This is a genomic window from Asticcacaulis sp. P2_C5 (assembly GCF_056404555.1).
In genome coordinates, this window is record NZ_JBFUDU010000007.1 from 326417 (window position 1) to 339859 (window position 13443).

The 13443-nt window shown below is 61.0% G+C and carries 9 protein-coding genes; 7 read left to right on the forward strand and 2 right to left on the reverse strand.

What is annotated here, in order from left to right; all coding sequences use genetic code 11:
- Positions 1 to 55: 55 nt before the first annotated feature.
- On the forward strand, positions 56 to 1327 hold the full coding sequence (locus AC1DXO_RS14695; RefSeq protein ID WP_476978918.1) for a rhamnogalacturonan acetylesterase: 1272 nt from the start codon (positions 56 to 58) through the stop codon (positions 1325 to 1327).
- A gap of 5 nt (positions 1328 to 1332) precedes the next feature.
- The gene (gene rhaM, locus AC1DXO_RS14700) at positions 1333 to 1665 is read left to right on the forward strand and encodes an L-rhamnose mutarotase (protein ID WP_476978919.1); all 333 of its coding nucleotides are present in this window, start codon (positions 1333 to 1335) and stop codon (positions 1663 to 1665) included.
- Between the two features lie 143 nt (positions 1666 to 1808).
- Here the strand turns inward: rhaM and AC1DXO_RS14705 are convergent, their stop codons facing one another.
- Positions 1809 to 2654 carry a DeoR/GlpR family DNA-binding transcription regulator gene (locus tag AC1DXO_RS14705; RefSeq protein WP_476978920.1) on the reverse strand — a complete coding sequence of 282 codons (846 nt, stop codon included), beginning with the start codon at positions 2652 to 2654 and terminating at the stop codon, positions 1809 to 1811.
- A gap of 245 nt (positions 2655 to 2899) precedes the next feature.
- On the reverse strand, positions 2900 to 4306 hold the full coding sequence (locus AC1DXO_RS14710) for an FGGY-family carbohydrate kinase (RefSeq protein ID WP_476978921.1): 1407 nt from the start codon (positions 4304 to 4306) through the stop codon (positions 2900 to 2902).
- Between the two features lie 302 nt (positions 4307 to 4608).
- Between AC1DXO_RS14710 and AC1DXO_RS14715 the strand changes: the two genes are divergently transcribed.
- The 5 genes from AC1DXO_RS14715 to AC1DXO_RS14735 form a co-directional block, all read left to right on the forward strand.
- Positions 4609 to 6723: a bifunctional rhamnulose-1-phosphate aldolase/short-chain dehydrogenase gene (locus tag AC1DXO_RS14715; protein ID WP_476978922.1), complete on the forward strand. Its 2115-nt coding sequence runs from the start codon at positions 4609 to 4611 to the stop codon at positions 6721 to 6723.
- Positions 6724 to 7040: 317 nt separating this feature from the next.
- Positions 7041 to 8372 carry an L-rhamnose catabolism isomerase gene (rhaI, locus tag AC1DXO_RS14720; protein ID WP_476978923.1) on the forward strand — a complete coding sequence of 444 codons (1332 nt, stop codon included), beginning with the start codon at positions 7041 to 7043 and terminating at the stop codon, positions 8370 to 8372.
- Positions 8362 to 9114 (forward strand): DUF1961 family protein, encoded by a 753-nt coding sequence (locus AC1DXO_RS14725; RefSeq protein ID WP_476978924.1) that lies wholly within the window; start codon positions 8362 to 8364, stop codon positions 9112 to 9114. The genes rhaI and AC1DXO_RS14725 overlap by 11 nt, the downstream gene beginning before the upstream one ends.
- An 89-nt stretch (positions 9115 to 9203) precedes the next feature.
- Entirely contained in the window at positions 9204 to 11396 is a 2193-nt protein-coding gene (locus AC1DXO_RS14730; RefSeq protein ID WP_476978925.1) for a calcium-binding protein, read from the forward strand.
- Positions 11397 to 11555: 159 nt separating this feature from the next.
- Positions 11556 to 13443, forward strand: a 1888-nt coding sequence (locus AC1DXO_RS14735; RefSeq protein ID WP_476978926.1) for a calcium-binding protein, incomplete at its 3' end; no start/stop codon positions are given.

Sequence of the window (13443 nt, forward strand, 5' to 3'; positions counted from 1 at the left end):
AAGATCAATGAAAAAATATCAACATGAAGCAAATTCGAGCACATTATGGGGCCTCGTGATCAAAAACAATCATTCTCTGCGGTGGTCGCTGGGCGGTGTTACGGCCCTCGTTCTGGCGATGACCCAGACGATTGCCATGCCAGCAGCCCTGGCGCAAACTGTTGTCATGCCTGTTCAACTGAATGTGCCCATTGACCGCACGCCCTATGATGCAAATACCGGTTCCGGCGACGTTTCCATACCGGGCGGCAACGAAGCCGCCTTCTCGGTCCGGCTGGCGCCCGGCGACTATCGCGTTACCGCGACCGTGGGCGATACTGGCCGTGCCAGTCGTACCACCCTTTGGGCCGAGGACCGCCGTCTGGTTGCGGGGCCGGTCGATCTGAAGGCGGGAGAGACGCGGGACGTCATCTTTGTCGTCAATGTGCGCAATACAGCTGTAGCCCAGGCCGAGCAGGATTCGATCGCGGGCCCAAAGGTCGGTATTCGCGGTGATGAGATCGGCAGTCGCAACTGGGACGACCAGTTGACGGTATCGGCCTCGGGCGCCACGGCGGCCATGACCAGGTTAAAGATCGAACCGATCATCGCACGCCGCATCCTGCTGGCCGGCGACAGCACGGTCTGCGACCAGGCCGGCGGCGACTATGCCTCGTGGGGCCAGATGCTGCCGCGTTTCGTCACCGGCGATGTCATCGCCAACCATGCGCGCGGCGGCGAGACCATGAAGTCGTTCCTCACCACCCTGCGCTGGGACAAGCTGCTGAGCGAGGTCCGGCCGGGCGATATCGTGCTGATCCAGTTCGGCCATAACGACGAAAAGAAGCAGTGGCCGCGCACCTATGCTGCGGCTGACGGCGCCTATCCGGCCTATCTGGCGGCCTTCGTCGCCGATATCCGTCAACACGGTGCCCAGCCCGTGCTGATCACGCCGGTCGCCCGGCGTTTCTTCGACGCGACCGGCCATATTGAAAACAGCCACGGTGCCTATCCCGATGCCGTTCGTAATGTGGCGAAAGACCTGGGCGTGTCGCTGATCGATTTAACGAAGGAAACGACGGCCTTTTACGAGCTGATGGGGCCTGAACGCTCGGTCCTGGCCTTCGGCGGCAAGGGCAGCGACAAGACGCACCACAATGCCTATGGCGCCTGGGTGATTGCGTCGTTCGTGGCGCGCGACCTGGCGGCTTTGAACCTGGGCGTTACGGCCCAAGTTCCGGCGGACATGCCGGCGCCGGAATCCTTCGAGATCGCTGCCGCCGACTGGCCGATCATGCGCACACCCGAACAGCCGAAACAGGGCCTCGAAGTGAAGCCCGTCAAATAGGATCCATGATGGAAACGCCAGTTCTTGAGACCATCGCCTTTACCATGCAGTTGAAGCCTGGCTTCGAGGCCGAGTATCAGAAGCGTCACGACGAAATCTGGCCGGAACTGTCGGACCTGCTGCATGCGGCGGGGGTATCGGACTATTCGATCTTCCTCAATCCGGTATCTCTGGTTCTGTTCGGGGTATTAAAGCGCACGCCTGACCACACCATGCCGGACCTGCCTAGTCATCCGGTGATGAAAAAATGGTGGGCCTATATGGCCGATATCATGGACAGCAACCCGGATAATTCGCCGGTGGTCACAGATTTGAAGCCGGTGTTCTATATGGCGTAAGCTATTTGGCCCACAGATTGACACAGATTTTCACAGATTGGCGCTTTGCGCCTTTGAATTTTTCGGCGGTTAGGCCAGGGCCGGTGCGGTTCAGTCTTTGCGAATAATCTGTGAAAATCTGTGCCAATCTGTGGGCCAAAACCTTACTGCCGCGGGATCGGCAGGGGTGCGCTGCGGTCCTCGGCGGTCAGCGCAGCTACCCTGACCTCGACCCCGGCAGCCTTCAGCCACTGCATGGCGTCTGGCGCAATCTCGTCATCGGTGATCAGCACGTCGATCTTGCTCAGCGGACAGACGGCCAAAGATCCCGAGGCATTGATCTTGCTCGAATCCGCCAGGACGATGATCTCGTTCGCCCGTTCGATCAGCCGGCGCTCCGACTGGACCAGCAAACCATCGGTCTGCAACAGGCCGTTGCGGGTGATGGCCTGGGCGCCGATAAACATTCGCGCCGCCGTGAAATGCTGCAAAATCCCGTCCTCATACGGATTGAGAATAATGCTCTGTTCACGGAAGAATTCGCCGCCGGGGAGGGTCACACGCACCTTCGGCCGGGCAATCAGTCCCTGCAGGATGGCGATCGAGGTCGTCAGCACGTGGTACGACTCGTTCGGCATCATTGACGCCATGGTGTAGGTCGTCGTCCCCCCGTCGATGATCATTGACAGGCCGGGGCTAAGGTACTCCAGGGCCAGCCGTGCAATCGCCCGTTTGGCCGGCGCATTGCTGATCACGCTGTCGAGAAAGCCGGCCTGGCCCTGCAAGCCATCATTGCGCTTGTCTTCGGCCGCCGCCTTGTACGACTTGGCCTCGGCGCGCATGGCGCCGCCGCGCACGCGCAGCAGATAACCCAGGCTGTCCAGTTCATTAAGATCGCGACGAATGGTGGCCGGTGACACGCCCAGGCGTTCGGTCAGTTCATCGACCGACGTCACGCGCTCGGGGCTCAACTCGTCGATAATTCGCTTCCAGCGATCCTGAAAATGCATGGTTTCCCCGGTACTTACCCGCGCCTGCACGAATCGGTCAGGCCTAATGATCGAACTTGATCGAATCTATAGGCGGGTTTCCGGGATTTGTCGATAAGGGCCTTATCCAAGCCACGATGACTCATCGTGGCTTGGCAAGGGCGACCGCCCGTCGCCGCCTTTGCGGCGAGCCATGCGGCGATTGAGCTGAAACAAAGCGAATACCAACCTGCACCTCAATATATCAGGGTCTGTGCAGGTTGGTATTAAGCTACCAGTTCGGCCTCGACCCGGCCGCGCCACAGGTCGCGATAACGCCGCATATCGTCGCCCAGCACGGGTGCTATAACGCGCTGCGCCCGGGCGGGCGCGGCCGGGCGATCGTGGAAGGCCAGGGCCGCCGCGCCCAGGGTGACGGCATTGCAGCGATCATTGACCACGACCTCACCGGGCCGCAGCGCCGCGATCAGGCCGCACAGCAGTGGATTGCCGGCTGCGGGACCCTCGATCAGCAACTGCTCCGACGCCTTGACCAGGTCGAGGCAGGTCGAGGCCATCAGCGCGACATATAAAAGTCCAAGCGTCGCCCGGCCGCGCGTCGTTTCGACCCCGCGGCCCAGAATACCGCCGCGCAGCCCCGGAAAGGGGCCGCCGGCATCTATAAAGCTGGGCAGGGCCAGGGCGCCCTGGCGCATGACCACACGCAGCGACGATTCATCGACAGCGGTCTCGCCATGTGTGGACATGCCGCCCGTGAACATTTCATAGATGCGGCCGCCCATGAAGCGCGCGCAGGCAACGGGCCGGCCATAGATATCGACGTTGGCCAGGCAATCGCGCTGCGCCGGCAAGGTATTTGACAGCGTGCCGGGGGCCATGGCGATATACCAGGTGCCCGTCGAGAGCAGGGCCGGTGGTGTTTTCACCGGGTTGACGATGACGCTGGCCAGGGCGGCATTGGAATCGTGCAGCCCAACGCAGACCCTGACTGACGGCGGCAGGTTGGCGGCTTCGGCCACGTCGCGGCGCAGGGTTCCGGCGGGCTCCCAGGCCGGCTGCATGGCAGGAAACAGGTCGGACCAGCCCTGGGATTTGGCGAGCGATGAGAAGTCGTTGCGCACCGGGCACCACAGGTCGGTATGGCAACCCATGGAGGTGACTTCATTGCATAAGGCGCCGGTCAGCCGCCACGCCCAGTATTGCGGGTAGTTGAGGATATGACGCACGCGGCGGAACTGCGACGGTGCGCGTCGGGCATGCCAGTAGATCTGGCAGCCGAGATTGAGGCCGTGCGGCAGGCGTGGCGACTGGGTCTCGTCGAAACCGGGGCGGACGCGGCCATAGGCGGTGACATAGGCTTCCGGCACGGCCGATTCATAGTCCTGAATCGGCTGGACCAGGCGGTGTTCAGCATCGAGAAAGGCGCAGGTCGCGCCATGCGTCACGGGCATGATGCGGTCGATGGCAAAGTTCTGGCCCAATTCGCGAAGCGTGGCGATCAGCCAGCGATACAGGGTCTCGACGTCGAAGGCGCGATAGAGCGGAGTATCGAGATGCGGTACGGTCCGGCGGCGTTCCGCCCACACAAACCCTTCGTCATCGACGACACTGACCTTGGCAAAGGTCTTGCCGACATCGAAAACGACGCACTTCCCCTGACTCTTTTTTGGCATACCATCCCGACCCTGTTTATCGGCCCGCTGGCGGAAGGCTCCGTCCACGGCCCTTTATTTTTTATTGTATGACTATATCGCATTTTTGCCGTTAGACAAGGATGGCGTAACGCCGGGCGACAGGTGATCGCCAAATGACCGATTATGATTTTTACGGCTAAAATTGCGAGTTGCAGCAGAAATATTCCCACATTTTAGAATGAAAATGGCTGAAAATGCGGATTTGACGATTGAAAACTATCGAATGAGATTGTATTAGTTTGATGCGGCGATGACGATGGCCGACAACAGGTGGGATGAATATGGGTGTGTCGCAACCGACGCCGGCATTGCTGATGACGCGCCCGCAGGCCGATATCGATCTGTGTGCAAAAAATGTGTGGGATGCGGCGGTCCATGATCGGTTGTCCCCGGAACGCAGCCTGCTCTACCGCTCCAACCTGCTGGGCAGCGACCCGGCGATTACCAATTTCGGCGGCGGCAATACCTCCGCCAAGATCGTCATGGCCGATCCTCTGACCGGCGAACCGGTCGAAGTCCTGTGGGTCAAGGGGTCGGGTGGCGATCTCGGTTCCATGGCGCTGGACGGTTTCGCAACCCTGTATCTCGATCGCGTCCGCGGACTGGAAAAGCGTTATCGCGGACGGGCTTTCGAAGACGAAATGGTCGCCTTCCTGCCGCATTGCACCTATGGCCTGAACGCGCGTGCGGCCAGTATCGACACGCCACTGCACGCCTTTATCGATCATGCGCATGTCGATCATCTCCATCCCGACGCCGTCATCGCCATCGCTGCCAGCGCCCATTCCGAAGACCTGACGCGTCAGGTCTATGGCGATGAGGTCGGCTGGATCGGCTGGCAGCGCCCGGGTTTCGACCTGGGTCTGCGTATCCGCGATGCCGTGGCGGCCAATCCGCAGTGGCGCGGCATGGTCATGGCCGGCCATGGCCTGATCAGCTGGGCCGATACGTCGGAGGCCTGTTATCGCAACAGCCTGGACCTGATCCGCCGGGCCACCGATTTCATTGCCGGTCACACGACACGCCCGGCCTTTGGTGGACCGCGCACAGCGCCACGCGACGCCGGTGAGCGCATTGCCGAATTCACCCGCCTCGTGCCCCTGTTGCGCAACCGCCTGAGCCGCGAAACCCTGAAGGTCGGCCATGTCGTCGACACACCCGATGTCCTCAACTTCGTCTGTTCCCATCACATGGCGCGTCTGGCGGCGCTCGGCACCTCCTGCCCGGACCATTTCCTGCGCACCAAGATCAAGCCGCTGGTGCTCGATCCGGACCATCTCGACGAAGCGACGATAGATGCGGTTCTTTCTGGCTATCGCGCCGAATACACTGCCTATTACAACCGCTGCAAACGTCCGGACAGTCCACCGCAGCGCGATGCCGATCCAGTGGTTATTCTCATTCCCGGCCTTGGCATGGTCACCTTCGCCGCCGACAAGGCGACGGCGCGCATCGCCGGCGAATACTATGTCAACGCCATTGCGGTCATGCGCGGCGCGGAAGCCATCGACGCCTATGTCGCCTTGGCCGAACAGGAAGCTTTCGATATCGAATACTGGCAGCTCGAAGAAGCCAAGTTGAAGCGAATGCCCAGACCCGGCCCCTTCGCCGGCCAGGTTGCCTATATCACCGGCGCCGCCGGCGGCATCGGCCGTGCGGTGGCCGAGGCTGTTCTGGCGCGCGGCGGCAATGTCGTCCTGACCGACATCGACGGCGGGCGCCTGGAAGCTTTGCGTCAGGATCTCAGTGTCGCCCATTCCCCGGACCGCGTCCGCGCCATCGAAGCCGATGTGACCAGCGAGCCGGCCATCCTTAGCTCGTTCGCCTATGCCGCCTGCGAATATGGCGGGGTCGATATCTTCGTCGCCAATGCCGGCATAGCCTCGGCGGCGCCCATCGAGGATACTTCGCTCGACATGTGGCGGCGCAATTTCGCCGTGCTCAGCGACGGCTATTTCCTGGCCGTGCGCGAAGCCTTCAAGGCGATGAAAGCCCTCGGCGGTTCCATCGTCTTCGTCGCCTCGAAAAATGCCCTGGCGCCGTCGGTCAATGCCGCGGCCTATTCCTCGGCCAAGGCGGCGGAAGTCCATCTGGCGCGCTGTCTGGCCCTGGAAGGTGCGCCGCACGGCATCCGGGTCAATGTCGTCAATCCAGACGCCGTCATCCGCGGCTCGCATATCTGGACCGGCGCCTGGCGTGCCGAACGCGCCGCCGCCTATCAGCTGGCCGACGAGGACCTGGAAGACTTCTACCGCAAGCGCAGCCTGCTGAAACGTTCGGTCTTTCCGGAAGACGTGGCCGAGGCGGTAATCTTCCTGGCGTCGGCCGCCGCCTCGAAATCGACCGGCAATATCCTCAATGTCGACGGCGGCAATGCGATGAGCTTCACGCGGTGATGTTCTGTAGGAATCAGAAAGGCAGGTAAGGATTTTTGCCGCGAAAAGCGCGAAAAGCGCGAAAAAGGTTTTGCTGCGAACATTGCGCGAAGCGCTTTTAGCATCTCAGCCACGGTCACAAACGATTGCCCTGCGGGCGCAGAAAGTTCCGCTGCCTTTTCGCGCTTTTCGCGTTTTTCGCGGCAAAAATCTTGCTTTCGATCCATCGTCGATTTGGCCTGAAAACCACCTACGCACCAAAAACCACTTCTTGAATTGACCTTACGGCTACTCTGCGCGATGCTCCGCAAAACATATAAAATACGGGAACGGGTCGCATGGGCTTTCTCACTGTCGACAGGAAAATCGCTACCATTCCACAAGATGTCATCGCGCGCGCCAATGCGAAGCTGATGGACGCGCATATGGCCGATTACGACGCCCTGGGCGCCCGGCTGGCCCGCGTCGGCATCGACATCGAGACGATCGTAGAAAAGCTGATGACGCTCGGCGTCGGCCTGCCCAGTTGGGGCATGGTGTCGGGCGGCACGCGCTTTGCCCGCTACCCCTTGCCGGGTGAACCGACCAATGTCTTCGAAAAGATCGAGGATTGCAGCGTCGTCAACCAGCTGACCGGCCTGACACCGCGCGTTTCGCTGCACCTGCCGTGGGACAAGACCGACGACTATGATGCGCTCCGCCAATACAGCCACACCCTGGGGATAGGTTTCGACGCCGTCAATTCCAACACCTTCCAGGACCAGACCGGCCAGAAGCGCTCCTACAAGTTCGGCTCGCTCAGCCACAGCCAGTCGGCGACGCGCCAGCAGGCGATCGAGCACAATCTCGAATGCATGGAAATCGGCAAGAAGGTCGGCTCCAAGGCCCTGACCGTGTGGATCGGCGACGGCTCCAACTTCCCGGGCCAGGTCGAATTCACCGACACCCTGGAACGCTATCTCGAAAGCCTGCACACCGTCTATGACGCCCTGCCGGCCGACTGGCGGCTGCTCATCGAACACAAGATGTACGAGCCGGCCTTCTACTCGACCGTCGTCCAGGACTGGGGGACCAGCATCCTGTGCGCCCAGGCCCTGGGGGAGCGCGCGCAATGCCTGGTCGACCTCGGCCACCATGCACCCAATGTCAATATCGAGATGATCGTTGCGCGTCTATCTCAGTTCGGCAAGCTGGGCGGCTTCCATTTCAACGACAGCAAATACGGCGACGACGACCTCGATTCCGGCTCGATCAATCCGTTCCAGCTCTTTCTGGTGTTCAACGAACTGGTCTCGGCCGAGAACCGCATGCTGAAGGCCGGCAAGGGGCCGTTCAATCCGGCCTATATGATGGACCAGTCGCACAACGTCACCGATCCGATCGAAAGCCTGCTCAACTCGGCGCGCGCTATTGCCGGCGCCTATGTCAAGGCGCTGATTGTCGATCGCGACGCCCTGCGCGCCTATCAGGAAGACAATGATGTCATCATGGCGCACAACAGCCTGCGCCTGGCCTTCGAAAGCGACGTCCGCGCCGCCCTGGCCATGGCCCGGGTGCGCAGCGGTGGCGCCATCGATCCGATCGCCACCTATCGCGAATCCGGCTATCGCGCCCACAAGGCCGACATGCGCAAGTCGCTCGGCAGCCTGGGCGGCGGACTTGTTGGATAGGCGCCACCTGCTGCTATCGGGCGCCGCTATCGCCATGGCGGGTCGCGTTCAGGCCGAACCTGTTCACCCCGAAGGCGGCGAGCTGATCTATACCAATCCGCTGACCAAGCCTTCGGACATTGCCGGTTGGCGTGTGGAAGGCGAGGCGGCCGTCGATTTCGATACCGGTCATATGCGGCTGAAAAACAGGCTGTCGGCCGATCTGGGCCAGGCGTCTAACTTCGTCTTCTGGTGCCCGGAGGTCTTTCCGGACGATGTCGCCATCTCGTGGAAGTTCCGCCCCCTCGCCGAGCCTGGCCTGGCCATCCTGTTCTTCGCGGCGGGCGGTATGGCGGGCCAGCATATTCTCGATCCGGGACTTAAGCCGCGCGCCGGCGTCTATGAACAATATACCCAGTCGGATGTGTCGGCCCTGCAGATCGCCTATTTCCGCAGGCGGTGGCCGGAGGAGCGCGCCTTCCACCTGTGTAACCTGCGCCGGGCGCCCGGTTTCGAGCTGCTGGCGCAGGGCGCCGACCCCATGCCCGACGTCAAGGATATGCCGGCCGAGCCCTACCGCATGCGTCTGGAAAAGTCGCAGGCCGGCGTGGTCTTCTTTATCAACGATCTGAAGGTGGTCGACTGGCGCGCCGACCCATTGAGCGCTGCAAAGCCTGCTCCAGGTAAAGGTAGCATAGGCTTTCGCCAGATGGCGCCTCTCGAAGCTGTGTACAGCGACCTGGAGGTCAGGCGGTTGCCGTAAGCTGCGGTATGTGATTAAGTTGATCGCCGGCGGCTCGCGGGGGGCTGACATCTGGTATCCGGGAAGGATGCCCTGAGCAGGAGGTTTTGATGACCACGGTTCTGCAACATGGCGAAGACACGCCGGGCGTCGCGACCCAGCCGCCATCCGACGCTGTCGTCCTCAGCGACGGCACCTATCTCCTGAAGATTTTGATACCGACTGAAACGCCCGGGGGCACCTTCGACGCGATCTGGTTGCAGCGCTATGCGGCTGACGGCACAGAACTGGGCAGCCTGGTCGGTCTGGATGCGTACGAGCAATTCGATACCTTGCGCATCATTCCATTGAGCGAAGGTTATGTTGTTGCCGACAGGGTTCGATATCAGGGTAATCCCACCGGTGAATACTTTTCCGACTCTTTCCAGGTCTTCTCGGCCGACGGGAACGCCTTGGGTACCAAGACCCTGGTGACGCATTATCTCGCCTCGTTGCCTGAGGTCGACGAACTCGATTCCGGTCGTCTGCTGTTTTCCTGGTTGTTCGGCACGATCGGTAATTTTGTCGTCTACGAGCAGAGTGGCGCCGTGGTCACCAGCCAGACCTTCCGGTCCTTGGTTGAGCCAAAAGCCTCGGCTGTTGCAGGCGGCGGATTTGTCGAGACATGGATTGGGATCGACGGTCACAGCCACAGCCAGTTTTATGATGCGGCTGGACAGCCCCAGGGCACTGGTTCCGCCATTCCGCGCGGCGACACGCTGACGCGCGGCCTGGACGGCAGCCTCCTTGTGACCTGGACCAGCTACGACGCTGCCACGCACACACACTTCGTGGTGGCCCAGGCCTATGACGCGACAGGACATTCTACGTCAGAGGTGACTCGTCTTGGCACCTATATCGACCGGCATGACACTATGGTCTCTGCGCTGAGTGACGGCGGCTTTATTGTGGTGTGGACAGCGGGTGACCACAGCGACATCTATGCCAGACATCTCGACAGTACTGGTCATCTCGTGGGCCAACCATTCCCCGTTAATAATCTGGCAGCAGGCCAGATCAGCATCGAGGGCGTAACCGCCACCGCCGACGGCGGCTTTACTGTTAAGTGGGTCGGCTTCACGGATCACTGGGATCATTATAGCACAGCCTTCTCCGCGACGACGGACATGTCGGGCGCCAACCTGCTGTTTGGCACCTCGGGCAACGACTCGCTAGACGGCCGTCAAGGCGCGGATACAATGGCCGGCGGCGTTGGCAATGACACCTACTATGTCGACAATGCCGGCGACCAGGTCCAGGAACTGGCCGGCGCCGGCGCCGACTGGGTCTTTTCGCTGGTCACCTATACCCTGCCCACCGATGTCGAAATCCTGACACTGCGCGGCACGGCCGACATCGACGGCCTGGGTAATGCGCTCAACAACCGCATCTCCGGGAATGCCGGAGCCAACCACCTGTATGGCGGGGCGGGCAATGATGACCTGCGCGCCCTGGCCGGTAATGACACGCTTAGCGGCAACAGCGGCGCCGACACCATGTACGGCGGGGCCGGTAATGACCTCTACTATGCTGACGATGCCGGTGACCGCGTCTTTGAGACCGCCGCCGGTGACGGCATTGATACCGTCCGCGCCTCGGTCGATTTTGCGCTGGGCGCCAATTTCGAAAACCTGACTCTGGTCGGTACAACGAACCTGCGCGGTTTCGGCAATACGCTCAACAACACGATAGCCGGCAACAGTGGCGGTAATATCCTGCGTGGATTGGATGGCAATGACGTCATCAATGGCGCAGCAGGCGCAGACAGCCTGATCGGCGGCACGGGCGACGACATCTACTATGTCGATAATGCCGGCGACAAGGTTTACGAGACCGCCGGCGAAGGCACCGACCGCGTCTACAGTTCGGTCACTTTCGCCATCAACAGCCAGTCGATCGAATATGTCACCCTGACCGGCTCGGCCAATATCAATGCGGCGGGTGGCGATGCGGCTGACCAGGTGTCGGGCAATGCCGGCGCCAATATCCTGACCGGCGGTGCGGGATCGGACACCCTGATCGGCGGTGCTGGAAGCGACACCTTCGTCTTCGGTCTCGCCAGCGGGACAGACACGATCAGCGATTTCCTCAGTTCGAACAACGACCATATCGAGCTGCACGCCTATAGCCTGGGCGTGGTCAATGGCGGCGGCATCACCATCACCCAATCGGGTCTCGATACGATCATCGACCTGGGCGGCGGCAATGTCGTTACCGTCGTGTTTGCTGTCGCGGCAGACGTGAACAGTCATATCATCTGGTAAGGGCCGGTTTCCGGTTCCCTATCCCGAAGCTGTGTACGCGACCTTGAGCTCGGTGGTTGCCCGGAGCGGCGGTATGTGCCTAATTTGCCGCCTACAGGCGTCGGTGGGGAGCTGATTGGCAATCTGGAAGTGAATTGCCTTATTCAGGGAGAATAAATAATGGTGAGTGTACTTACGGACGGGATTGATACGCCTTATGGCGCCAATCCCCTACCGATAGACGCCGTACTGCTCGACGACGGCACCTATGTCGGCTTTATCACCCAGCCGACCCCGGATCCTCAACTCGACGATATCCTCATTCAGCGCTATGCCGCCGACGGTACCCTGCTGGGCGGACCGGTCGCCACCGCTCTGCACGACACGCATTCTCTCGACACCTACGATCATCCCCGGTTGATACCGATCGATGGCGGTTACATGGTTCTGAACGTGTTCGGCGTGTCATATTTCGACAGCACCTACGAAGGCATGAAGCACCAGCTCTACACTTACGAAGGCGTTAAAACAGGTCAGGAGGTCGGCAGCAATGCCGTCGGCGTCCCGGTGAAGAGCCTTGATGCCGAACAGCTCGACACCGGCCATATACTGATCTCGTATCTGTGGGGGTCCATAATCTTCAGCGAGGTCTACGACACGTCTGGCAACCTTCTTGCGTTCCAGGAGGATCGCGGCATAAACGCCGTTGCTACCGCCGCGCTCGACGGCGGCGGCTATGTCCAGGCTTTTACCGGCCTTAACGGCCGGCTCTATGCCCATGTGTATGGGGCAGACCTGCAGCCCGTCGGCGCAGCCATAGGGATAACGCCGAGTTGGGCCAATGTGTCTGCCATCACACCCCATGGTAATGGCGGCTTCGCTATCGCCTGGCTCGCACAAGCCCCCGGTCCCGTCATCCATAGTTATCTGACTGTACAGAATTTTGACGCCGGCGGTCATGCCACAAGTGCGGCCACCATCGTTGGCGACTTCCCTGTCTATGCGTCGTCGACATATGCTTTTCCCCTCCGTATGGTCGAGCTCAGCGACGGCGGATTCGTCTTGGTCTGGCAGCAACCCAGCTTCAATGGCGGCGATCCAGGTATCTTCGCGCGCCGTTTCGATGACCATGGCGACGCTGTCGGCTTCGCCACATCGGTGGCGGGTTTATCCGAGCTCAAGGGTCTGGTTGCAACCGCCGACGGAGGTTTCGTCGTAGAATGGCGGGGCACGGGAGACAGCGGTTACGATGTCTACCATACAGCCTTCTCCGCGACGACGGACATGTCGGGCGCCAACCTGCTGTTCGGCACGTCCGGAAATGACTCGCTCGATGGCCGTCAGGGCGCCGACGTCATGGCGGGTGGGGTCGGCAACGACACCTACTATATCGACAATGCCGGCGATCAGGTCCAGGAACTGGCGGGCGCGGGGACCGACTGGGTCTTTTCGTTTGTCACCTATACCCTGCCCACCGATGTCGAAATCCTGACACTGCGCGGCACGGCCGATATCGACGGCCTGGGCAATGCGCTCAACAACCGCATCTCCGGTAATGCCGGAGCCAACCACCTGTATGGTGGAGCGGGCAATGACGACCTGCGCGCTCTGGCCGGTAATGACACGCTTAGCGGCAACAGCGGGGCCGACACCATGTACGGCGGGGCCGGTAATGACCTCTACTATGCTGACGATGCCGGTGACCGCGTCTTTGAGACCGCCACCGCCGACGGTGTCGACACGGTCCGCGCCTCGGTCGATTTTGCGCTCGGCGCCAATTTCGAAAACCTGACTCTGGTCGGTACAGCGAACCTGCGCGGTTTCGGCAATACACTCAACAACACGATCACCGGCAACAGTGGCGGCAACATCCTGCGTGGACTGGACGGCAACGACGTCATCAATGGCGGAGCAGGCGCCGACAGCCTGATCGGCGGCACCGGCGACGACACCTACTATGTCGATAATGCCGGTGACAAGGTTTACGAGACCGCAGGCGAAGGCACCGACCGCGTCTACAGTTCGGTCACTTTCGCCGTCAACAGCCAGTCGATCGAATCCGTCACCC

Bases quoted from the DNA above. Each gene is read 5' to 3' on its own strand.
- rhaM (WP_476978919.1), top strand. From the start codon at position 1,333: ATGATGGAAACGCCAGTTCTTGAGACCATCGCCTTTACCATGCAGTTG.
- AC1DXO_RS14705 (WP_476978920.1), bottom strand. From the start codon at position 2,654: ATGCATTTTCAGGATCGCTGGAAGCGAATTATCGACGAGTTGAGCCCC.
- AC1DXO_RS14710 (WP_476978921.1), bottom strand. From the start codon at position 4,306: ATGCCAAAAAAGAGTCAGGGGAAGTGCGTCGTTTTCGATGTCGGCAAG.
- AC1DXO_RS14715 (WP_476978922.1), top strand. From the start codon at position 4,609: ATGGGTGTGTCGCAACCGACGCCGGCATTGCTGATGACGCGCCCGCAG.
- rhaI (WP_476978923.1), top strand. From the start codon at position 7,041: ATGGGCTTTCTCACTGTCGACAGGAAAATCGCTACCATTCCACAAGAT.
- AC1DXO_RS14730 (WP_476978925.1), top strand. From the start codon at position 9,204: ATGACCACGGTTCTGCAACATGGCGAAGACACGCCGGGCGTCGCGACC.